Below are 21,571 nucleotides of genomic sequence, written 5' to 3' on the forward strand. Positions count from 1 at the left end.
CAAAAGTCGAAAAATGAGCCTTATTGTTGACTCTATCACGAAAAATAAAGTGTGTCTAGTGTGCGAATATAATCAATGCGAGGATGATAACCGCATTGTAATAAGTATCCATACTCTTCTATTTCTTCTTTTGTAATGGATTTACGTCCACCAGCTTCTTGTCGATTCCAAAATGTAATGATATGTTCTGCCTCCAATAAATAAAATTCATCGTAAAGAGTAAATTTAATAATAACAAATACAATTCCGCTATGAGCTAATACTTCCTTCATATGCTTGATTTGATGAAGATGGAAATTTTGCAAAGGAAAGCTCGTTTTATTTTTCGTTTCTTTCGCTTCAAAATCAATGTACTTGCCTTTGTATACACCGTTGTAATCAGTTGTAGAAGGTTGTTTAAAGTACGCTTCTTTAATTACGGCAGCGCTTCGTTTTGGATAATCGACCTTTACGATTTGAAGAGGAGTCGGCTTTTTATGCACACAAGCAATATTGTGAGTTAAATAATATTGATTTGTTTCATTCAGCTCCTCTTCAAGAGACATCCCTCTGTTACTATAAGTATCTTTTCTTATAGGTGACAGGTTATGAGTTGGTTGAGCATGAGTATACTTTCTTCCGTTTGGGTAACGAATGGTCATAGTTTGTCCACTCCAAATTGCATAGAATCACTTACAAAGGTGATTATATCAAAAAAAATAAAAAATAGGCTATTTTTTTAGATAGATATGAGGTGAAAGAGTTGTGTTTGCACAAAGTAAATATGAAGAAATAAAAAATAAAAGGAAGATTTCTTATTATACGGATGAAGAAAAAGAGCTTGTAAATTATATTCAGCAACAAACGCTTCTTGCGAATGCTGATAACATTTCGCGTACGCATGCTTATAAGGAATATTATGAGCGTAATAAAGAAATTCGCTGGTCGTTTTTAGCTAGTATGGTGTCTCGAAATGCAGGCTGGAATATGACAGATTTAGAAGGAAAATATTATCCGAAAGTTTTATCTAAGGAGATGCGTAAACAATTATTTCTTACATATGAACGTGCAAATTGGCTAATTTTTTTAGATGCGTATCCACAGTTGTTATTGTACGAATATAGCAAACGAATGAAAAAGTCATTGTTTCATTTATTACAAATGTTTTCTGTTTCTGTATTTATGGAAGGGGAATGGTCTCATTTTTGGCATCAAAAAAATGAAGAACGACTTATGACAGCTCTTATTATTAATGAACAATGTATCATTCAAGAACCGATAATTGAGCATCCTTTTTATCAAAAGCATATTTTTCAAACATTAATGTTTAAATTTCAAGAGTTATTTCATTTTAGTGCAGTAATATTTCCGACAATAACTGGGGAATTATACGGTTTTTCTGTACATCAATTTGAAACATTAACAAAGAGAATTGAATTAGGAAAACGATTAGCATGGTTGTTGTTTCATCCAACTTTTAAGGAGTTATTTTATACATTTTCTTCTCAAACAGTTCACACGGGATCAAGATTCGATTATGAACAATATTTCGTTTTATCTAAGGAATCAAATACGCCGCCGCTTCGTGATGTATTTTCGGTTGTTTCCCATCACCGTAAGGCAGAGAAAGATTGGTTTCAGCCAGGAGTTGATGTTGAAAAGCTATTTTTATTTGAAGAACCGAAAGAAGAAGTTGAAATGACGGAATGGTTTTTACAAAAACAGAAGCAATTACATTTCTTTGCTTCATTAAGTAGCCTCTTTTAACAGGAGATATTTTAGAAGTAATAGCGCAGAATTCCTGCATTTCAATAAAGTAAGTGAGGAGTTTACTATTCATGATATAATAAAAAAAATCCCGCTTTGCTGAAAGCGGGATAAACCAAACCACCCGTAAAAGCTCGGTTGGGCGGGCTTTCCATCAGTGAGGAAAACATTCACTGATGGAAGTTTCACTTTACCCCGCTCAAACGGTTGGTAAGAAGTGTGAGCAGGAAGGAAATCAAACCACCCGTAAGAGCCCGATTGATTCAACTAACCATCAGTGAGGAAAACGTTCACTGATGGAAGTTTCACTTTACCCCGCTCAAACGGTTGGTAAGAAGTGTGAGCGGGGAGGAAATCAAACCACCCGTAAGAGCCCGGTTGGGCGGGCTTTCCATCAGTGAGGAAAACGTTCACTGATGGAAGTTTCACTTTATGTTGCAGGGAAATTTGGGCCGTCTAATTTTGGATTTCCTGTTTCTGGTTTATTTTGCTTGTTTTGAGGTTGTTTTTTATTGTTTTCATTTTTGTTTTTAGCCAATGTCGACACCTCCCTTTCGTATTGTTGCCACTTTCATAAACTTCATACAAAAAATCACTTTCTTTGCCGAATTACAACTAGTTTTGTCAAGCATGCAGGGAGTAAAAACAGAGCTGGCGAATTAACATGACAAGGAAAAAGCAAAGAGGGAGGCGTGTTGAAAATGAAAATGGTTCAGAAAGAAGATGTAATGAAAAAAATGGATCAGATATTAAATACTCTTGATTTGCTTGAAATGAACGTGTCGCTTAGGGTTGATCATGCGCTTAAGGATAAAAGAGAATTTGTAGTTAATAAAGTAGAGGTAATGGAAATGCATATGAAGCATATGGAAACGAAATTATTGAATCATGAAGAGAAAGGTAACTGGGTACAGACGTTTCAAATAGTAGCCGTTAGTATATAAGTGGGTGGGAATAGTGGAATATACAACATTGATTGAATTAACAAAAAAACTAATTGAGTATAACGATGAAACAATTATAAAAAAAAGAGAAAGTGAAGAATGTGAATTTGACTTTTATCATGATATAAAGCCATTCGTATCTGTAGTGGATCAAAACTTAGAAGAGTGGAAGCAACTCGTTTTGGATTGGTTGCAACGTACAAAGCCTAAATACATACATGTACAGCAAATTGAACAAGTATGTACAAATTTACAAAATAATTCTTTACAGTGCTTTGCGAAGAAAATGAATGGAAAACGTTTTTTTGAAACGCATCAAGCAATTCATTATACATTACAAAATATTTTAGAACAATGTAAGTAATAAGAGGGGAAAGCCCCTCTTATTTTTATGCTTCTGTTATAATATCTTTTTCTGTTTCGTAAGTTGGTTTTGTAGCCCCTATTGCTTCTAATTCACGTATTACACTTCTATACTCTGATAAACAAATTTTTCCTTGTAGGTAAGAATGTCTTGCGAAATCAAGTAACTCATTCAAATCTTCAGGTTCATACCCCTTTTTTATGACGAATTCTTGTTTTAAGTCCCCTAACACCATGTTGATTCCTCCCCATAAGAATCTTTTCTATATAATGGTAGCATACAAACGCTTACTTTTTTATTTTTCGAAAATTTAAATTTCTTAAAAATTAGAGTTTGTATTACTTTATCTCGCTACTCATGGCAGTAAGCACCAAATTTTAAACTTTTAGTGAAAGAAAAAAGAAGCAGAGAATAACTACTGACATGTGTCCGGATGGTGAAAGATTTTCTCATCGGTAGATAAAGCACTTCACATCAAATTTTGCAACTTATAGGACAATTACACATTTTCTTTTTGATTTCATATTCTAAACTATACAGAAAACCATTAGAGGGGGGAGAATGCATGTTTCAACGTTCTAACATGTATCAGAATGAACAAGACCCATACTTAAGTTCTAATATGTATCAGAATGAACAGGACCCATACTTAAGTTCTAATATGTATCAGAATGAACAAGACCCATACTTACGTTATAATATGTATCCTTTTAGGCCTTACTATATGAATTACAATAATTATTTTCAACCTTTTCAACTTCCGCAGATGAATCAGCCAATGTTTTATCCACCGAAACAACCTATTCAATCTTCTTTTTATCCACATACACCATATCCAATGATGAATAAACAAAACTATACAAAACAACAGCCAAGTCAATTTTCTAGTTTGATGTCGCAGTTTAAAACATCTGACGGAAATTATGACATTAATAAAATGATGGGTACTGCAGGCCAAATGATGAATACAATGAACCAAATTACCGGTATCGTTAAACAAGTAGGGGGATTTTTTATGAAATGAAATGAATCTTTCATAGACGTTTTTCTCATGAAAGGTTAGTTGAACAAATCGGGCTCATACGGGTAGTTTTTTTGAGTCCTTTATATAGGAAGATATGTATAAAGTGAAACTTCCATCAGTGTGGGTTTTCTTCATCCCCCACTGATGGTTAGGTGAACCAATCGGGCTTTTACGGGCAGTAAGACCCCCACCTATCTTCTTCGTTTCTCTCTTAACCTTGAGGTGGGGGTCTTACTGCCCGTTAATGCGGGATAAAAGGTTAAAGGGGGAATGTCTTAAGATATTTTGATATACGGAACTAATCAATATCCAAATTTTGCATATGAAATATCATGAAAAAGAGTTGTTCGGTCCTCTTATCCATTTTACAATGACAGTAGCATTAAAAATATCGCATATGGAGAGGACGAATGTGAAGAAAGTTATTTTACTTTTGTTTTTTGTTATGATTACATTAACTGTTTTTATTTTCACAAACTTTAAACAATTTTTATAGACAAATTTCCAATATAGAAATAGGTGTTTGTAACAAACGGCTTTTACTCTTTTCACATATTGTAAGATGTAAGGTTATTTTCAAACTGTGAGAGGAGAGAAAAACTATGTATCATTGTCATCCTTGTTTTGGAGGACTGAGCCCAGTTTCAACAACACCTCCAATTGTGCATCCAACAAAATGTTGTGAAACACACACATTTTCAAAAACGGTTGTACCTCATATCCATCCAACGCATATGAAACACGTTCACCACCAAGTAGTACAGTCGCAGCATTATTTCCCACAAACAAACTCTAGCGTGAATGTTATACAACCTGCTCCGCCAACTGTAGTTGGAGGATTTGGTGGACCTGGTCCTGGAGTTGGAGGAGTTGGCGGATTCGGTCCTGGAGTTGGAGGAGTTGGCGGATTCGGCCCTGGAGTTGGAGGAGTTGGCGGATTTGGCCCTGGAGTTGGCGGATTCGGCGGATGTGCCCCATGCGGTCAAGTATCACCATTTGGTCCGAATGTGAGTCCAGCTGTATCACCAGCACCTAACATGGGACCAAATGTAGGTGGCATGTTTAAAAAGTAAGTGTTATGCTAGAACTAGCAAATTGCTAGTTCTTTTTTTGAAAAGAAAAGGGGCGTTTTATATTGAAAGTTGTAGCTGTTACAGGATATAAACCATTTGAAATGGGTCTTTTTTCAAATGAACATCCTGGTGTGGAATACATAAAAAAAGCTGTGCGAAAAAGATTACTTTCTTTGCTAGAAGAAGGATTAGAATGGGTTATTATTAGTGGGCAATTAGGAGTAGAGTTATGGACAGCTGAAGTAGTCTTTGATTTGCAATTGGAATACCCGGATTTAAAATTAGCTATATTTACCCCCTTTTTAGAGCAGGAAGAAAATTGGAAAGAAAACAATAGGGAATATTATGAATTCATTCTTTCGCAAGCGGATCATGTAGATAGTATAACGAAGCGAAAATATGAAAGCCCAGAGCAATTCCGTTTAAAAAATCAATTTTTTATTGAAAAAAGTGATGCCTTGCTTGCTATGTATGATGAAGAAAAACCAGGAAGTCCTAAGTATATGGTGGAAATAGGAAGAAAAAAAGCAGAAACTCAAAATTATCAATGTTATTTCATACTTTTTTCTGATTTACAAGATATAATAGAAGAAGAGCAGTGGAATAAAGATATATGATTGACAAAATGGACTGTTTCTGAAAAAATTTAAGTAATGAAAGTTTTGGTAAAGAGACTTGAGGTGGAATGAATGATTTCTGATAAAATTAAGTTAACAGCAAAAGATATTTTAGAAAAAGAGTTTAAAACGGGAATGCGAGGATATCAACAAGAAGAAGTTGATAAGTTTTTAGACTTAATTATTAAGGACTATGAGGCATTTCATAAGGAAGTTGAGCAATTAAAGCAGCAGAATGCACGTTTACAACAAGAATTGGAAGAACAAAAACAAAAAGCATTGAATGTGCCAGTACAACCAGCACCATCTCCAATTGCTACTCCGCAACCAGTATATAACAATACAAACACAGACATTTTAAAACGTCTGTCGAATTTGGAGAAAGCTGTATTTGGAAGTAAATTGTACGAGTAATGGAAGAGAATAAGTAAGTTTGCAACACTTTCCGTATAAAAAACGTTGCAAAATGTTTATGTTTCCACTATACTAATTCATGTCATAACGTTTGGGTAATCGCTGCAACGCTTTGTTGTAGAGGAAAGTCCATGCTCGCACGACCTGAGATGGTCGTAGTGTTCGTGCCTAGCGAAGTCATAAGCTAGGGTAATTTGGCGTAAAGCTGGATTAACGGCAGGGAAAGAACCTAAGTCCATGGGATATGGTTTGACTACCTTTAAAGTGCCACAGTGACGGAGTCCCAGAAGAAATGATGGGAGTGGAACGAGGTAAACCCCACGAGCGAGAAACCCAAATATTGGTAGGGGAACCTTTCCTAAGGAAATGAACGATGGGAAAGGACAGATGCAATTGCTCTGTAGATAGATGATTGCCACCGGAGTACGAGGCGTGGGCCGTTTGCAGTACAAAGGTACAGAACATGGCTTACAGAACGTTATGAACCAATCATGAGTTTGTTCAGCTCTCCTTTGTAAGAGGAGAGCTTTTTATTTGTATGAAGTGTTCTAGTATGAGTTAAAATGGTAAAGAAGGTTAATCCGCTCAAATAGGCGGTATTTTTTGTATTTTATCCCGCTATTCGTGGGCAGTAATACTCCCGCCTCAAAATTCAGCAAAAGCATTGTCCAGCTTTAGCGGCTAGAATCTCCGGTCGTTTCGCCCCCCTCGGACGAGGCAAAGAGCGCCTCTCCGCCTTGTGCTCCAACGTCCTGCGATTCTGAGCGAGCCGCTTCCGCTTTTCTTAAGAAGTTAGGCGGGAGATAAACTGCCCGTAAAAGCCCGATTGGTGAGGGCTGATAATCAGTGGGGGATGAAGAAAACCCCCACTGATTAAAGTTTCACTTTATGAAACCTTCTATATGAACCCGATTGGTTCAACTAACTTTTTGTGAGAAGAGCGTTCACGAAAAGTAGTTTTACTTTACTTAATGAGGAGAATGAAGATGGGAAAAGTTACTTTAATTGCAACTGCTGCAATGGGGATTGAAGCACTTGTTGCAAGGGAAGTTCGCAATCTCGGTTATGAATGCCAGGTAGATAATGGAAAAGTAATATTTGAAGCAGACGAAAAGGCTATTTGTCGCAGTAATTTATGGCTCCGTACAGCGGATCGTGTGAAAATTAAAGTTGGTGAATTTAAGGCCACAACATTTGATGAATTATTTGAAAAAACAAAGGCGCTAAATTGGGGCGATTATATTCCGGAAAATGGAGAATTCCCTGTTATCGGTAAATCGATCAAATCTACATTATTTAGTGTGCCGGACTGTCAAAGTATCGTAAAAAAAGCAGTCGTTGAAAAATTGAAAAGTACATATAGACGTACAACATGGTTCGAAGAGAACGGCCCGCTATTTCGGATTGAAGTTGCATTATTAAAAGATGTGGCAACGTTAACAATTGATGCAAGTGGTGTTGGTCTTCATAAGCGTGGATACCGCGTTGGACAAGGGGATGCACCGTTAAAAGAAACGTTGGCAGCTTCGTTAGTTATGCTAACAAACTGGAAGCCAGATCGCCCATTTGTAGATCCTTTTTGCGGTTCTGGAACAATTCCAATGGAAGCAGCGTTAATTGGTCAAAATATTGCTCCAGGCTTTAACCGTGATTTTGCTTCTGATGGTTGGGGTTGGGTTGGTAAAGACAACTGGCGCAAAGCTCGTGAAGAAGTAGAAGACTTAGCAAACTACGATCAACCACTTCAAATTATCGGATCAGACATTGATCATCGTATGGTAAAGGTTGCACAAGATAATGCTGATGAAGTAGGACTTGGTGATCTTATTACATTTAAACAAATGCAAGTAAAAGATTTTACAACAAAAGAGGAATATGGTTACGTTGTGACGAATCCTCCATACGGAGAGCGTTTAAGTGAAAAGCCGCTTGTTGAAAAAATGTATGCGGAGATGGGACAGGCATTTAGGCCGCTAGATACTTGGTCCTTATATGTATTAACAAGCCATCCAGAATTTGAGAAATGGTATGGTAAAGATGCATCAAAGAAACGAAAGTTATTTAATGGATTTATTCGTACGGATTACTATCAGTACTTCGGTAAACGCCCGCCGCGCGATTAGTATAAAACTTCTTTAGAACGCATATACTTGCTATTATGCGATAATCTAAAGGAGGAAGCGCTAATGGATGGTTTGCAATTTTCTATGATTCAAAAGGCTATTCATCGAACGCATGATGAATTAGAAAAAGAAGTAAACCTTCACGGCGTAGCGGATCATGAATTACAAAGAGCACGTGAAGAGTTTTTATCAGCTTTATCACATGAAACTTTAATTGATAAACGGTATTTAAAATCATTGATAGGGTGAAAAGTTTTCCTGCATATAGGAAAACTTTTTTCAATCATTTGTTATCCCGCTATTCGTGGGCAGTAAGACTCCCACCTTAAGATTGAGAGAGAAGCGTTGTCCGGCTCTAGCGGCTAGAATCTCCGGTCGTTTCGCCCCCTCGGACGAGGCAAAAAGCACCTCTCTTTCGGGAGCTCCAACGTCCTGCGATTCTGAGCGAGCCGCTTTCGCTTTTCTAAAGAAGATTGGTGGGGGATAACTGCCCGTAAAAGCCCGATTGGGCGGGCTTTCCATCAGTGAGAAAAACGTTCACTGATGGAAGTTTCACTTTATCCAAGCAACAAGAAAACAGCAACTGCTCTTTTTATGAGTGGTTGCTCTGTCTTTTTATATAGAAATTATGTAGTTGGAGGAATAGCATGTTTACGAAGCAGAAGCTGCCATTTGAAGTGGGAAAGCAAGATAATTTTTTCGACAAGTTAAATGAATGGATTGGAGACGTTTTTTACGACGTTTTACCAGAAAAGGGATTTGAAGAGCGCGACGAGCAAATTTTTATGGCGTTTCAACTAGAACGAGCATTTCAAGAGAAGAAGGTAATGTTTGCTGAAGCGGGTGTTGGAACAGGGAAAACGATTGTATACCTTCTTTATGCAATTTGTTATGCACGCTATACAGGAAAGCCAGCTGTTATTGCTTGTGCAGATGAAACATTAATTGAACAGCTAGTAAAAGAAGAAGGGGACATTGCGAAATTATCAGAAGCATTAGGGTTATCAGTTGATGTACGTCTAGCTAAATCAATGGAAAATTATCTATGTTTACGTAAACTTGAAGATGTAATGAGTGGACGAGCTCCGGAAGTAATTGAAGATTTATATTATGAATTGCCGCAATTCGTATTTGATCATGGAACGATGCAAAACTTTACTCATTACGGCGATCGAAAAGAATTTCCGCTATTAAACGACGAAGAATGGTCTAAAGTATCGTGGGATTATTTCCAAGATTGTTTTACATGTGAATCCCGTCATCGCTGCGGACAAACATTATCTCGTGAACATTATCGTAAAGCAGCAGATTTAATTATTTGTTCGCAAGATTTCTATATGGATCATATTTGGACATATGAAGCACGTAAACGTGAAGGGCAAATGCCATTGTTGCCAGAAAGTAGCTGCGTTGTCTTTGATGAAGGTCATCTTGTAGAATATGCAGCGCAAAAAGCACTGACATATCGCTTAAAACAAACGATGATGGAACAACTTTTAACAAGATTACTGCAAAATGATGTTCGCGAAGAGTTTGCTTACTTAGTAGAAGAAACAATTTGGCAAACAGAGCAGTTTTTTGAAACGCTCAAAGAAAGTAAGAAGGAAATTGCTGGTTCTAATCGTTTAGAAATTCAATTAACAGAAAAAGTCATGAAAGAAGCAAAACGTCTATATGCAAAAATCTCTGAAGTCGGCGATGCGCTAGTTTTTGAAAGTGAAATGTACACAGTAAACACATATGATTTAAATATTGTTGATGAGCATTTAGATGTATTAGAGCACTCATTACGTTTGTTTATGCATGAGAAAAATGTAATTACGTGGGGAGAAGAAAGCGATGGCGACTTTACGCTTGTGATTATGCCTCGTGCTGTAGAGGAAGTACTACAAGAAAAAGTATTCTCCAAAAAAATTCCGTATATCTTCTCATCTGCAACATTATCAGAAAATAATTCATTTGCATTTACTGCAAATAGTTTAGGGGTAAAAGATTATTTGTCGTTCTCAGTTGCTTCTCCGTTTGATTATGAAGAACAAATGAAAGTGTACTTACCGTCGTATACGAAGGAAAATGAATGGGAACGAAAATGCCAGTATACACTTGAGAATATTCAAAAAACAAATGGACGCACGCTTGTATTATTCCGTACAACACAAGAGCTTGCGGCATTCAAAGAATATGTGAATAAAGAGCAAATGTCTGTTCCGTTCTTATATGAAGGAGACCAGGAAATTAGTCAGCTTGTTTCGCGTTTCCAAAATGAAGAAGAGACTGTGCTTTGTGCGGTTCATTTATGGGAAGGTTTAGATATTCCAGGTTCATCCTTATCTCATGTTATTATTTGGTCGCTCCCATTCCCTCCAAATGATCCTGTATTTGAAGCGAAGCGTAAGCACGTAAATGATCCATTCTGGGAGGTTGATGTACCGTATATGATTTTACGTCTTCGTCAAGGAATTGGTCGTTTAATTCGTACGAGTGAAGATAAGGGTGCGATTTCGTTATTCTTGTCAGATAATGAAAATGAAAAAGTGATAGAGGTTGTGAAAAAAGTACTTCCAGTAGAAGGTACAGTGCTATAAAGTGAAACTTCCATCAGTTGGGATTTTCTTCATCCCAACTGATGGTTAGTTGAACCAATCGGGGTCTTACTGCCCGTTAATGCGGGATAGAATGACATCTTTCTCTTTTTAATCGGAAAAAGCTTGGCGATTGCCAAGCTTTTTTTTCTAGTTGAAAAGGAATTTATATGTTTATGTCGAAATAAAGTTGAGGTAGAAAAAGGAGGTTTTTATAATATGACGATTGCTGCATATGAAGTAGAAAAGGAATTTTTAGCATATGTGAAAAAGATAGAAAATTATGGGGAAGCATTAAGCCTAATATTTTGGGATTTACGAACAGGGGCACCGAAGAAAGGTGTCGATCAACGTTCGGAAGTAATAGGAATGCTTTCATCAGAGGTGTTTTCATTATCGACTTCTGATGAGATGGGAAGATATTTAAATGAATTAGAACAGCTAATTGCAGATAATAAAATTTCTGAAACAACGAAGAAAATTGTAGAAGAGTGCCGCAAAGAGTATGATCGAAATAAAAAAATTCCACAGGCCGAGTATGAAGAGTTTGTCAAATTACAAGCAAAATCGGAAAGTGTTTGGGGAGAAGCTCGTGAAAAATCTGATTTTGAAATGTTTCGACCATACTTAGAAAAAATTGTTGAATATAAGAAGAAATTTATTACATATTGGGATTATGAAACTTGTAAATATAATACGCTTTTAGATATGTATGAGCCAGGTATTACGGTAGAAGTGTTAGATCATGTATTTGGACAACTACGTGAGCGTATTGTTCCGCTTGTAAAAGAAATTTCCAAGTCCGATAAAGAATTAAAAACAAATGCTTTATTTGAACATTTTTCAAAAGAACAACAAAAGAATTTCACTTTAGGGTTACTAAAACAATTAAATTATAATTTCGAGGCCGGTCGTCTAGATGAAACGATACATCCTTTTGAAATTACATTAAATAGAGGGGATGTTCGCATTACGACTCGTTATGATGAGAATGACTTCCGCATGGCAGTTTTCGGAACAATTCATGAATGTGGACATGCTGTATATGAACAAAATATTTCAGAAAAATTAGAAGGAACACCGCTTTGCAGTGGTACATCAATGGGAATTCACGAGTCACAGTCTCTATTTTTTGAAAACTTTATTGGCCGGAATAAATCATTCTGGAAGAAAAATTATGATGTATTGAAACAATTTAGTGATGGACAATTTGAAGATGTATCAGTAGATGAATTCTATGATGCAATCAATGAGTCAAAACCTTCCTTTATTCGGATTGAAGCGGATGAACTTACGTATCCGCTCCATGTTATGGTGCGTTATGAGCTAGAGAAAGAATTGTTTGATGGAACATTAGAAGTAAAAGACTTGCCGGCAGCATGGAATGATAAAATGGAAAGTTATTTAGGTATACGTCCAGAAACGGATGCGCAGGGTGTACTGCAAGATGTGCATTGGTCAGATGGATCGTTTGGCTACTTCCCATCTTATGCACTTGGTTATATGTACGCAGCGCAATTTAAACATAAGATGCTAGAAGAAATTCCGAACTTCGATGCATTGCTAGCGGAAGGAAACGTGACACCGATTCGTGAATGGTTAACTAAAAACATTCACCAATATGGGAAAATGAAAAAACCGCTAGAAATTTTACAAGATGTAACGGGTGAAGGATTAAATGCGAACTATTTAGCGGATTATTTAGAAGCGAAGTATAAAGAGATTTATGAATTATAAAAAGGAAAAGGAGCTGCATATATGTGGCTCTTTTTTATGAATTAGCATTTTACTGTATGTGCGTTGCTTAAGGAGGTATAGAGGTGAATTATATTTTTGAAGTGATGACACAAGAGCAAGCAGAAGAAATTGCGTATAATTGGCACTATAGGGACAATTATTCTTTTTATGATATGGAAGCTGATCAAGAGGATTTGGCTGAGTTTTTAGATCCTAAAGAGCGTGGAGAAACCACATTTACTGTTTGTGAGAATAATGAAATAGTTGGATTTTTTAGTTTTAATAAAATAGATATACATACAGTGGATATTGGGCTGGGAATGGAACCAAACTTGACTGGAAAGGGCTTGGGTTTGACCTTTATAAAGGCAGGTCTAGAGTTTTGCGTAAAAAAATATCAACCTAAATATATAACGCTATCAGTTGCGACATTTAATGAAAGAGCGATTAAAGTATATAAAAAGGCGGGATTTGGAGCGGTTGGTACATTTGTTCAAGAGACAAATGGTAGTTGCTTTGAGTTTCTTAGAATGATTTATCCCGCTATTCGTGGGCAGTAAGACCCCCACCTTAAGATTCAGAGAGAAACGAGGAAGATAGGTGGGGGATAACTGCCCGTAAAAGCCGGATTGGTTCAACTAACCATCAGCAGGAGATGAAAAAACTCTCCACTGACGGAAGTTTCACTTTATTCGATCTCATGTCCATCAAGTTAAAAATAAAAAGATAGTAAAATAAATAAGAGATTCTTTAACGTACAGGGACCAGTTTACATATATCGAATATGTTTCTAAATGTACAATTAAAATAAAACAGGAAAACTCGTAAAGTACTTTCAATACGATTTGTGCTTGAGCGTGATGAAGGGATTGTGTGATAAATTGAGTAAATTAAGTGAAAAAAGTAGATTCGAGAAAAAATTTACAGAAAATGTTATTGAAGTGGCGGTTGTCACAGGGGCATCGGGAATTGGTGCGGGAAAAGCAGGTAGCGACATTTTATGGACTGCGTCAATTAATTTGATTGCGTGGAAAGATTTATATAACAATGAAACTGTTATAAAAGAAGAGCTACGACTTGAATGGTTAGTTGATGATGAAGAATTGAAACAATCAAGAGAAGTTTTAAAAAAGAATGCAGTTGTGAGATTACAGGTACGTAGAGCAGAAAATTCGATGATGCTTGTCAAGGTTCTGGAAACACTATATAGAGATGATGAGTTGGAGATCATATTACAAGATTCGATGAAGCCGGTTTACTATAATGATGAGATGTTTGGCGAATTTTTACTAAATAAAAGAGTTAAAGTTTTTGAAAAGAGAATTTCTTGGGCTGGTGAAGAATGTAATTTGTATTTTGATTGGGATGAAGATCAGCATAATATGAAGTCTGCGTTGGAAACAGCATATGCACTTTTCAAGGAGCAGGATGAATGGAACAAGAAAATTAAAATGTATGCTTCAGAAGAACTAGTGGAATTAGCAAATGATTGGCTACAGGATTATGATGAGGAAGAGATCAATGAGATTACAAAAGAAATGTTTATGGATTTAATGAAACTAGACAGCATAAGTGTTTATCCGGAAGGTGATTTTGAGATGTTCTTCTTTGATGGAGATATGTTTTTGGGGCATTGTATCATTGTAGACGGAAATGTTGATGGGGTTCTCACTTCGGCTGATATTGCGGGATAAAGTGAAACTTTAATCAGTGGGGGTTTTCTTCATCCCCCACTGATTATCAGCCCTCACCAATCGGGCTTTTACGGGCAGTTTATCTCCCACCTAACTTCTTAAGAAAGGCGGAAGCGGCTCGCTCAGAATCGCAGGACGTTGGAGCCCCTGACAGAGAGGCGCTTTCTGCCTCGTCCGAGGGGGCGAAACGACCGGAGATTCTAGCCGCTAGAGCTGGACAATGCTTTCGCTGAATTTTGAGGTGGGAGTATTACTGCCCGTTAATGCGGGATAAATGTGTGAAGTGAATGATTGATGAGAAATCAAAAAATGAATGACTTATCATTCGTAGTTGAGTTAATTCATAATCAGGTACAGAGATGAAATCGTTATGCTTGAAATGAAGCAGAGGGATACCCCTCTGCTTTTTGTTTACCACAATTTAAATCCTTTCGAACCAGGCGGGGCATTTTGGATCATATCTATAAACGGAATCGTGTATGCGAATAAAATAAGCAGTGCTGTAATACCGAGCCATAGTTTCCAATTTTCGAAGACTACTGGTGGTTGATCAGATGCATCAGATACTTCTGCAACTGGAAATTCAGTATGGCCTTTTGGTGCGAAGAAAGCAAGATCTAGGAAAATAATGATAGCTAAAATAATGCCGATAAATAAAATCGTACCGCCAACTGCTTGGGCAATTTGATATGGTATCCATTCAACTGCTTGCGGTGCATTGCCGTATGTGGAAAAAGAAGAGCGGCGCGGAGCTCCTAATAATCCAGCGAAGTGCATCCCAGCGGACATGAATAGCATTCCAAGTGTCCATATGCAAGTTTGAATCATCGCAAGGCGATTTATTTCTTTTGTCATAACACGTCCTGTTAAGTGGGGGATCAGCCAATAGCCAATGCCGAAGAATGTTAGTACGACAGATGTGGCTAACGTTAAATGAAAATGTCCTGTTATCCAAATTGTATTGTGAACCACTTGGTTTAATTGATGACTTGCATTCACTAGCCCGCCTGCTCCTGCTGGAATAAACATAAGCATTCCAACGAACGGTGCAAAGAACCTCGCGTCGGACCATGGAAGCATACGTAGCCAGCCGAATAGGCCAGTTGCTCCTTTTGAACGTCCATATTGTTCAAATGATGCAAATAGAGAGAATGCAGTCATTAATGATGGGATGATAACCATGAATGTTAAAACAACTTGTAAGTATTTCCACCCTGGGTCAATACCTGGTTCTGTTAATTGGTGATGAAATCCAACTGGAACGGAAAATAATAAGAATAAAATAAATGATAAACGAGCGAGAGAATCACTAAAAATTTTTCCGCCAATAATTTTTGGGATAATGACATACCATGCCATGTAAGCAGGAAGAAGCCAAAAATAGACGAGTGGATGGCCGAAGTACCAGAATAATGTTCTGCTGACAAGAACATCAATTTTATTAACAATGCCTAAGCTCCATGGAATGAATTGTACGAGTGCTGTTGCAGCAACGCCAAGAGTTGCAACGAGCCAAAGTAGCATTGTAATAACAGCCATAAAGCTCAGTAAGGGACCAACCTTTCCTTTATTATGTTTTTTCCATGTGTGATAGTGAGCAAACATTGCAAAACCGCTAAACCAACTACCGACAATAACGAGGGTAAGACCGATGTAAAAACCAGGATGAGCTTTTAACGGAGCATAAAATGTGTAGAGAACGGTAGCCTTATTTAATAGTATAAAAACAGCAGTAATGGCGGTCCCGATTGTCATAAGCCAAAAACCAATCCAACCTGTTCTGCGCACTCCTTTTGAAAGAGTACCCGTTGTTTTGCTCATACAGGCAAATAAAAAGCCGATAATAAAAAACGTTGTTAATACGAGCCCTAGTAATACGCCATGTGTTGTTAACACTTGATAATAACCGATTCCAGCTGGAAGATTAAACTTTCCAGATCGGACAAGTACTTGCAATAGCCCGCATAATCCTCCTAAGAATAGAGCGATAAATGCAACATGTATATGAGCCATTGCTAATTTTGCATCTCGTTTACTTATTTTATCTTGCAGTGCGATCATTTGTCAGTCACCTCTACTTTCGCGCTCATCATATGATGGCCTGTTCCGCAATATTCATTACACACGATTAAATACTCACCAGCTTTTTGAAACACTTGAGAAGCTGTGCTCACATAGCCGGGCTCAATCATCATATTCACATTTGTTCCCGCAATTTCAAAGCCGTGTACAACATCTTTCGTTGCGACAACAAAGTCAACTTTGGCGCCTTTAGGTACTTTAATGACATTTGGTGTAAAGGAAAATGCTTGTGAGACAATTGTTACTTGATAATGATCTTTACCGACTTGTTTTACACCAGGATGATCAAAAGGAGCAGTCGCATGAACTTTTTCTGGATCGATTGTCGTTAAGCAGCTAGGCGGCTGGTTTCCCATATAAAACGCGCTGACTCCAATTACAGCTAAAAATACAAATAATGAACCAACACCGAAAATGAGCCAAATTTTTTCGTACTTATGCAAGTGCATATCTAATCTCCCCTTTGTTTACCAATGACGTTACAATCGATTTAAAAAAATTTGGTATACACTAAACCATGTGAAGATTAAAAAGAAGCCGAGCAAAAAAACAGAAATTAATGTTCCTTTTAATGAATTTTTCTTTTGTTGTTTGTTTTCGGCTGGCTGTAGTTTACGCTCTCCCATTTTTCTCCCTCCTCGAGAAAGTAAATTTTACATTTCTATCATACAAAATATTTTGACAATTTCTACATAGAGGGCGGTGCTTTCAAAAATTGTTCATTAATACAATTAAAACTATGCTTATGATGAGAACACGTAAAATCGCGGATTCTTGCAAGTTTTGGAATGTGAATTTGTGAAAAAAATGTGAAGTGAGAGCTTTTTTGAAATTATGGAGAAGGGTGTGTATGATGGGATTTAGATAGCTTTTATTAATGGAAGTTTACAGCCTATGGATAGAAGGATGAACGAGGAGAGAGTGTATGAATATGATAAAAACGAGAAGAGAGATAGATTTGATGCGCGAATCTGGGAAATTGCTAGCTTCGTGTCATCAAGAAATTGCAAAGATGCTGCGACCAGGTATCACAGCATTGGAAATTGATACATTTGTTGAAACATATTTAGCAAAGTATGGTGCAACGCCTGAACAAAAAGGATATAACGATTATCCATATGCAATATGCGCATCTGTGAACGATGAGATGTGCCATGGCTTCCCGACTGATCAGGCCTTAAAGGAAGGAGATATTGTTACAATTGATATGGTAGTAAATTTAAATGGTGCACTCGCTGATTCTGCATGGAGTTATAAAGTAGGAGATATTTCCCATGAGGCAGAAAATTTATTACTAGTAACAGAAAATGCTTTATATAAAGGGATTGAACAAGCGATAGCAGGAAATCATGTTGGGGATATTGGCTATGCAATTGAAAGTTATGTAGCTTCTGAAGGATTCTCTATCGCAAGGGACTTTACAGGGCATGGAATTGGTAAAGAAATCCATGAGGAACCAGCGATTTTTCATTTTGGAAAGCAAGGGCAAGGACCAGTGTTACAAGAAGGGATGGTAATAACGATTGAACCAATTGTAAATGTAGGTATGCGGTATGCGAAAGTGGATGTAAACGGCTGGACTGCACGGACAATGGATGGAAAGCTATCAGCACAGTACGAGCATACAATAGCAATTACAAATGATGGGCCGATTATTTTAACGAGTCTTTAGCAGGAAAATACAGAATGTAAGAGTTTTCAAAACTCGAACAAAAAAGGTGTTTTTGTGAAATTTGTACGTGTTTTTTCAGGAGATGCTTTTCAAAGTGAAAAAAGTACGTTATAATCCTTCTATAAAATAAATAAGTTAGCAACACTCATATAATCGCAGGGATATGGCCTGCAAGTTTCTACCGAGGCACCGTAAATGCTTCGACTATGAGTGAGGACGAATATATTGCTATAGTTGCATTCTTTTTTTGCAAAGCTCCAAAAGCACGTCCCTCACTTGTATTGGGTGAAGGCTGCTTTTGGAGTTTTTTATTTGCATAAGAGGAGGAACAAACTATGAAATTATTACAAGAGAAAATTATGAGTGAAGGAAAAGTATTATCAGATGATGTGTTAAAAGTAGATGCATTTTTAAATCATCAAATTGATCCAGTGCTTATGCAAGAAATCGGAAAAGAGTTTGCGAAGCGTTTTAAAGACGATAAGATTACCAAAATCGTGACGATTGAGTCTTCAGGAATTGCTCCAGCTGTGATGGCTGCATTGCAATTTGGTGTAACGGTTGTTTTTGCAAGAAAGCGTAAATCGTTAACATTACAAGATAATATGTATACTGCAAAAGTATATTCCTATACAAAGCAAGAAACGAACGAAATCTCTATATCGAAACAATATATACATGAAGACGATCGTGTTCTTATTATTGATGACTTTTTAGCAAATGGTCAGGCAGCACTTGGCTTAATGAATTTAGTAGAGCAAGCTGGAGCAACGGTAGCAGGTATCGGAATTGTAATTGAAAAAGCATTTCAAGATGGAGGAAGTAAATTACGTGAGAGCGGTGTTCATGTAGAATCGCTTGCGGAAATTGCATCGCTTGATAACGGGACAGTTCGTTTTGTGGAACGTGCGGTAGCGGAGGTAGAATGATGAAACAACATCCTCTTAAAATTGCGTCTCTTGGTATTCAACATATGCTGGCGATGTATGCCGGGGCAATTATCGTTCCGCTTATTGTTGGCGGTGGACTTGGATTGAATCAGCGTGAGCTTACGTATTTAGTATCAATTGATTTATTAATGTGCGGCATTGCGACAATTTTACAAGCGTTAACAAATCGTTTCTTTGGTATTGGACTTCCAGTAGTGTTAGGCTGCACTTTCACGGCAGTTGGACCAATGATTGCAATTGGTAAGCAGTACGGGGTATCTGCTGTATACGGCTCTATTATTGCAGCAGGACTTTTCGTGGTGTTATTTGCTCGTGTGTTTGGAAAACTCGTAAAACTGTTTCCACCAGTTGTTACCGGTTCAGTTGTAACGGTTATTGGAGTTACATTAGTTCCAGTTGCAATTAACGATATGGCTGGTGGTGTAGGAAGTAAAGACTTCGGTAGTGTATCTAATTTAGCATTAGCATTCGGAGTATTGTTATTTATTATCATCATGTACCGTTTTTTTGATGGTTTCATTCGTTCTATTTCTATCCTATTAGGATTATTATTTGGTACAGCAATTGCTGCGTTCATGGGAAAGGTAAGCCTACAAGCTGTAGCACAAGCAGACTGGTTTCATGGCGTGCAGCCATTTTACTTCGGTACACCGACATTTGAATTAACGCCGGTCATTACAATGATTCTCGTTGCTTGCGTAGGAATTGTTGAAGCAACAGGTGTGTATTTTGCGCTTTCTGATATTTGTAACAAAGAAATTGGTGAAAAAGAATTAGCGAAGGGATACCGTGCAGAAGGGATTGCAATGGTGTTAGGTGGTATTTTTAACGCATTTCCGTACACGACATATTCACAAAATGTAGGTCTTGTGCAACTAACTGGTGTACGCAATCGTGTTGTCATTTACACATGCGGCGGTATGCTGATCGTCCTTGGATTTATTCCAAAGATTGCAGCAGTAACAACAATTATTCCAAAGTCAGTACTAGGCGGTGCTATGCTCGCTATGTTCGGAATGGTTATGGCATATGGCATTAAAATGTTAAGCGACGTTAATTTTGCAAAACAAGAAAACTTATTAATCGTTGCGTGCTCTGTTGGAATGGGTCTTGGTGTAACAGTTGTACCAACATTATTCTCACAGCTTCCAGAGAGCGTTCGTATTTTAACAGATAACGGAATTGTATTAGGAAGTGCATCAGCAGTGCTTTTAAATATTGTGTTTAATATGATTCCGCAAAGGCAAACGAAAGTAAAAGAGGAGCAGATTTCAATACAAAGTACTGTTTTTGAAGCGTAAGAGAAAGCAGTGTCTTAAGATGAGACACTGCTTTGTTTTTTTAGTGGCATGCTTTTTCCATATGTACCAAGACGCCAAATATATTCAAGCGGTCCATATTGATAACGAGAGAGCCACCAGCGGCTAATAAAGATTTGAATGATATAGAAGCTAATGCAAAAAAGTATACCGCCCCATAGTGGGAACATGATATTCATTTTAAATAGTAATCCAAATACGAATAACGTGACGATCGTTTGCGAGATATAGTTCGTTAATGCCATACGGCCGACATATTGAAAAGGGCGGAAGATGTTTTGCCATTTCGTATGCTGTAATAGACGCATAAGTGTAAAAATATAGAAAATGAATAGAGTCTTTCCGCTTAGCGTTATAAACGCAATCATTGAAAACGATACGTATAGATTGTTTATAGTAAAGTAGGTAATAATAATCCCCCATATTGGCAAAGTAGAAAGGAAGGTAATGATTTGCCATTTCTTTAGCTTTGCATCAATCTCATTTACGCGGCGAAACATTTCTTTTTTTCCGGCATACAGACCGAGTAAAAAGAGACCAACTGTTTCAGGGAGCATGATAAGAGAGGAGCTAATTGCTTCTGAATAAAAAGCAGTGAAGCGATTTTGGACTTCCAAGCTCCAATCTAACAATGGAACGACAGGAGCAGAAAAAGCGTTAAGTGTTTCATGGGGAATAATCAGCATTACAACATTTATAAGCAACACAAAAAGTTGCCAAATACTTAACAAAATAAGAGACCAAATTAATAAAGTTTTTGGTTGTTTTTTATAAAATAAAAGCAGCACGAATCCACTTATTGCATAATCATGTAAAATGTCGCCGTCCCAAAGTAGTACATAATGTAAAAATCCGAATAAGAATAAAATAAGTAGTCTCCGTATAAATAATAATTTTGGATGATGTGCCTTTTGTTCTGCACGCTCCATAAAAATATAAAAACTAAGACCAAACAAAAAGGAAAAAATGGTGTAAAACTTTGTTTGGACAAACAGATCATAAAATAATCGAATGTAACGATCAAATCCTTCGTAAACAGTCGTTAAATCTCGAGAATCGACTCCAGCTAATACGGGCCAATTTACAAGGAAAATACCAAAGATGGCAATCCCTCGTATAATATCAATAGAATGAATTCTTTCGTTTTGTGAAATACTGTTCATACTTCATCTCCTTATATATATTTCTTTAAGTATATTACAGTATGAATTGTAAGGTAAATATATCCAT

The 21,571-nt window shown here is 37.1% G+C and carries 22 protein-coding genes, 1 other RNA gene and 1 riboswitch; of the genes, 17 read left to right on the plus strand and 6 right to left on the minus strand.

The genetic code is table 11. The features are described 5' to 3' along the window. Positions 1 to 35 precede the first annotated feature (35 nt). On the minus strand, positions 36 to 641 hold the full coding sequence (gene recU / locus MR076_RS03065; protein WP_242217451.1) for a Holliday junction resolvase RecU: 606 nt from the start codon (positions 639 to 641) through the stop codon (positions 36 to 38). 103 nt (positions 642 to 744) lie between these two features. Here recU and MR076_RS03070 point away from each other — a divergent pair, with 103 nt between their 5' ends. From MR076_RS03070 to MR076_RS03080, 3 genes are all read left to right on the plus strand, one after another. Further along, entirely contained in the window at positions 745 to 1,746 is a 1,002-nt protein-coding gene (locus tag MR076_RS03070) for a DUF2515 domain-containing protein (protein ID WP_242217453.1), read from the plus strand. A 701-nt stretch (positions 1,747 to 2,447) separates the two neighbouring features. Continuing rightward, the gene (locus tag MR076_RS03075) at positions 2,448 to 2,690 is read left to right on the plus strand and encodes a hypothetical protein (protein WP_242217455.1); all 243 of its coding nucleotides are present in this window, start codon (positions 2,448 to 2,450) and stop codon (positions 2,688 to 2,690) included. Positions 2,691 to 2,703: 13 nt separating this feature from the next. Beyond that, positions 2,704 to 3,054 (plus strand): YppE family protein, encoded by a 351-nt coding sequence (locus MR076_RS03080; protein ID WP_242217457.1) that lies wholly within the window; start codon positions 2,704 to 2,706, stop codon positions 3,052 to 3,054. A gap of 25 nt (positions 3,055 to 3,079) precedes the next feature. Here the strand turns inward: MR076_RS03080 and MR076_RS03085 are convergent, their stop codons facing one another. Continuing rightward, entirely contained in the window at positions 3,080 to 3,289 is a 210-nt protein-coding gene (locus tag MR076_RS03085; RefSeq protein ID WP_242217459.1) for a YppF family protein, read from the minus strand. Between the two features lie 330 nt (positions 3,290 to 3,619). Between MR076_RS03085 and MR076_RS03090 the strand changes: the two genes are divergently transcribed. From MR076_RS03090 to MR076_RS03140, 11 genes are all read left to right on the plus strand, one after another. Continuing rightward, positions 3,620 to 4,078 carry a YppG family protein gene (locus MR076_RS03090; RefSeq protein WP_396021642.1) on the plus strand — a complete coding sequence of 153 codons (459 nt, stop codon included), beginning with the start codon at positions 3,620 to 3,622 and terminating at the stop codon, positions 4,076 to 4,078. A gap of 602 nt (positions 4,079 to 4,680) precedes the next feature. Next, on the plus strand, positions 4,681 to 5,151 hold the full coding sequence (locus tag MR076_RS03095) for a CotD family spore coat protein (RefSeq protein WP_242217461.1): 471 nt from the start codon (positions 4,681 to 4,683) through the stop codon (positions 5,149 to 5,151). Between the two features lie 62 nt (positions 5,152 to 5,213). Continuing rightward, positions 5,214 to 5,768: an SLOG family protein gene (locus MR076_RS03100; protein WP_242217463.1), complete on the plus strand. Its 555-nt coding sequence runs from the start codon at positions 5,214 to 5,216 to the stop codon at positions 5,766 to 5,768. A 72-nt stretch (positions 5,769 to 5,840) separates the two neighbouring features. After that, positions 5,841 to 6,182 (plus strand): cell division regulator GpsB, encoded by a 342-nt coding sequence (gene gpsB, locus MR076_RS03105; protein ID WP_242217465.1) that lies wholly within the window; start codon positions 5,841 to 5,843, stop codon positions 6,180 to 6,182. An 87-nt stretch (positions 6,183 to 6,269) separates the two neighbouring features. Continuing rightward, an RNA gene (rnpB, locus tag MR076_RS03110) (RNase P RNA component class B) lies at positions 6,270 to 6,658 on the plus strand. A 510-nt stretch (positions 6,659 to 7,168) separates the two neighbouring features. Further along, positions 7,169 to 8,305 (plus strand): THUMP domain-containing class I SAM-dependent RNA methyltransferase, encoded by a 1,137-nt coding sequence (locus MR076_RS03115; protein WP_242217467.1) that lies wholly within the window; start codon positions 7,169 to 7,171, stop codon positions 8,303 to 8,305. A 63-nt stretch (positions 8,306 to 8,368) separates the two neighbouring features. Then, positions 8,369 to 8,554 (plus strand): DUF3921 family protein, encoded by a 186-nt coding sequence (locus MR076_RS03120; RefSeq protein WP_242217469.1) that lies wholly within the window; start codon positions 8,369 to 8,371, stop codon positions 8,552 to 8,554. A gap of 398 nt (positions 8,555 to 8,952) precedes the next feature. Then, complete coding sequence (locus tag MR076_RS03125; RefSeq protein WP_242217471.1) at positions 8,953 to 10,890, plus strand: ATP-dependent DNA helicase; 1,938 nt, start codon at positions 8,953 to 8,955, stop codon at positions 10,888 to 10,890. A gap of 216 nt (positions 10,891 to 11,106) precedes the next feature. Next, entirely contained in the window at positions 11,107 to 12,624 is a 1,518-nt protein-coding gene (locus tag MR076_RS03130) for a carboxypeptidase M32 (protein WP_242217473.1), read from the plus strand. 83 nt (positions 12,625 to 12,707) lie between these two features. Beyond that, positions 12,708 to 13,184, plus strand: a complete 477-nt coding sequence (locus tag MR076_RS03135) for a GNAT family N-acetyltransferase (RefSeq protein WP_242217475.1) — start codon at positions 12,708 to 12,710, stop codon at positions 13,182 to 13,184. Positions 13,185 to 13,484: 300 nt separating this feature from the next. Then, positions 13,485 to 14,318 (plus strand): DUF2262 domain-containing protein, encoded by an 834-nt coding sequence (locus MR076_RS03140; protein ID WP_242217479.1) that lies wholly within the window; start codon positions 13,485 to 13,487, stop codon positions 14,316 to 14,318. A 411-nt stretch (positions 14,319 to 14,729) separates the two neighbouring features. On the opposite strand, the gene MR076_RS03145 is transcribed toward MR076_RS03140, so the two are convergent. The 3 genes from MR076_RS03145 to MR076_RS03155 are packed head-to-tail and all read right to left on the minus strand — an operon-like array spanning position 14,730 to position 17,026. Beyond that, positions 14,730 to 16,379, minus strand: coding sequence for a b(o/a)3-type cytochrome-c oxidase subunit 1 (locus MR076_RS03145; protein ID WP_242217481.1), 1,650 nt, complete (start codon positions 16,377 to 16,379; stop codon positions 14,730 to 14,732). Further along, the gene (locus MR076_RS03150; protein WP_242217483.1) at positions 16,376 to 16,849 is read right to left on the minus strand and encodes a cytochrome c oxidase subunit II; all 474 of its coding nucleotides are present in this window, start codon (positions 16,847 to 16,849) and stop codon (positions 16,376 to 16,378) included. Before MR076_RS03150 ends, MR076_RS03145 begins: the two co-directional genes overlap by 4 nt. Before the next feature lie 30 nt (positions 16,850 to 16,879). Next, the gene (locus MR076_RS03155; protein ID WP_242217485.1) at positions 16,880 to 17,026 is read right to left on the minus strand and encodes a cytochrome c oxidase subunit 2A; all 147 of its coding nucleotides are present in this window, start codon (positions 17,024 to 17,026) and stop codon (positions 16,880 to 16,882) included. 299 nt (positions 17,027 to 17,325) lie between these two features. Here MR076_RS03155 and MR076_RS03160 point away from each other — a divergent pair, with 299 nt between their 5' ends. The 3 genes from MR076_RS03160 (at position 17,326) to pbuX (ending at position 20,323) form a co-directional block, all read left to right on the plus strand. Next, positions 17,326 to 18,072 carry a type I methionyl aminopeptidase gene (locus tag MR076_RS03160; protein WP_242217486.1) on the plus strand — a complete coding sequence of 249 codons (747 nt, stop codon included), beginning with the start codon at positions 17,326 to 17,328 and terminating at the stop codon, positions 18,070 to 18,072. 125 nt (positions 18,073 to 18,197) lie between these two features. Next, positions 18,198 to 18,299: riboswitch (purine riboswitch) on the plus strand. 108 nt (positions 18,300 to 18,407) lie between these two features. Next, on the plus strand, positions 18,408 to 19,001 hold the full coding sequence (locus MR076_RS03165) for a xanthine phosphoribosyltransferase (RefSeq protein WP_242217488.1): 594 nt from the start codon (positions 18,408 to 18,410) through the stop codon (positions 18,999 to 19,001). Beyond that, a complete protein-coding gene (pbuX, locus tag MR076_RS03170; RefSeq protein WP_242217490.1) occupies positions 19,001 to 20,323 on the plus strand; it encodes a xanthine permease PbuX in 1,323 nt (440 codons plus the stop codon). The genes MR076_RS03165 and pbuX overlap by 1 nt, the downstream gene beginning before the upstream one ends. A 14-nt stretch (positions 20,324 to 20,337) precedes the next feature. Here the strand turns inward: pbuX and MR076_RS03175 are convergent, their stop codons facing one another. Beyond that, positions 20,338 to 21,504 carry a DUF418 domain-containing protein gene (locus MR076_RS03175; RefSeq protein WP_242217492.1) on the minus strand — a complete coding sequence of 389 codons (1,167 nt, stop codon included), beginning with the start codon at positions 21,502 to 21,504 and terminating at the stop codon, positions 20,338 to 20,340. Positions 21,505 to 21,571: the final 67 nt, after the last annotated feature.

The organism is Bacillus cereus group sp. BfR-BA-01380, from assembly GCF_022663535.1.
GTDB lineage: Bacteria > Bacillota > Bacilli > Bacillales > Bacillaceae_G > Bacillus_A > Bacillus_A cereus_BB.

Coding starts and splice junctions, on each gene's coding strand:
- recU (WP_242217451.1), bottom strand. CDS start 641: ATGACCATTCGTTACCCAAACGGAAGAAAGTATACTCATGCTCAACCA.
- MR076_RS03075 (WP_242217455.1), top strand. CDS start 2,448: ATGAAAATGGTTCAGAAAGAAGATGTAATGAAAAAAATGGATCAGATA.
- MR076_RS03085 (WP_242217459.1), bottom strand. CDS start 3,289: ATGGTGTTAGGGGACTTAAAACAAGAATTCGTCATAAAAAAGGGGTAT.
- MR076_RS03090 (WP_396021642.1), top strand. CDS start 3,620: ATGTTTCAACGTTCTAACATGTATCAGAATGAACAAGACCCATACTTA.
- MR076_RS03095 (WP_242217461.1), top strand. CDS start 4,681: ATGTATCATTGTCATCCTTGTTTTGGAGGACTGAGCCCAGTTTCAACA.
- gpsB (WP_242217465.1), top strand. CDS start 5,841: ATGATTTCTGATAAAATTAAGTTAACAGCAAAAGATATTTTAGAAAAA.
- MR076_RS03115 (WP_242217467.1), top strand. CDS start 7,169: ATGGGAAAAGTTACTTTAATTGCAACTGCTGCAATGGGGATTGAAGCA.
- MR076_RS03120 (WP_242217469.1), top strand. CDS start 8,369: ATGGATGGTTTGCAATTTTCTATGATTCAAAAGGCTATTCATCGAACG.
- MR076_RS03125 (WP_242217471.1), top strand. CDS start 8,953: ATGTTTACGAAGCAGAAGCTGCCATTTGAAGTGGGAAAGCAAGATAAT.
- MR076_RS03130 (WP_242217473.1), top strand. CDS start 11,107: ATGACGATTGCTGCATATGAAGTAGAAAAGGAATTTTTAGCATATGTG.
- MR076_RS03140 (WP_242217479.1), top strand. CDS start 13,485: ATGAAGGGATTGTGTGATAAATTGAGTAAATTAAGTGAAAAAAGTAGA.
- MR076_RS03145 (WP_242217481.1), bottom strand. CDS start 16,379: ATGATCGCACTGCAAGATAAAATAAGTAAACGAGATGCAAAATTAGCA.
- MR076_RS03150 (WP_242217483.1), bottom strand. CDS start 16,849: ATGCACTTGCATAAGTACGAAAAAATTTGGCTCATTTTCGGTGTTGGT.
- MR076_RS03155 (WP_242217485.1), bottom strand. CDS start 17,026: ATGGGAGAGCGTAAACTACAGCCAGCCGAAAACAAACAACAAAAGAAA.
- MR076_RS03160 (WP_242217486.1), top strand. CDS start 17,326: ATGAATATGATAAAAACGAGAAGAGAGATAGATTTGATGCGCGAATCT.
- MR076_RS03165 (WP_242217488.1), top strand. CDS start 18,408: ATGAAATTATTACAAGAGAAAATTATGAGTGAAGGAAAAGTATTATCA.
- pbuX (WP_242217490.1), top strand. CDS start 19,001: ATGAAACAACATCCTCTTAAAATTGCGTCTCTTGGTATTCAACATATG.
- MR076_RS03175 (WP_242217492.1), bottom strand. CDS start 21,504: ATGAACAGTATTTCACAAAACGAAAGAATTCATTCTATTGATATTATA.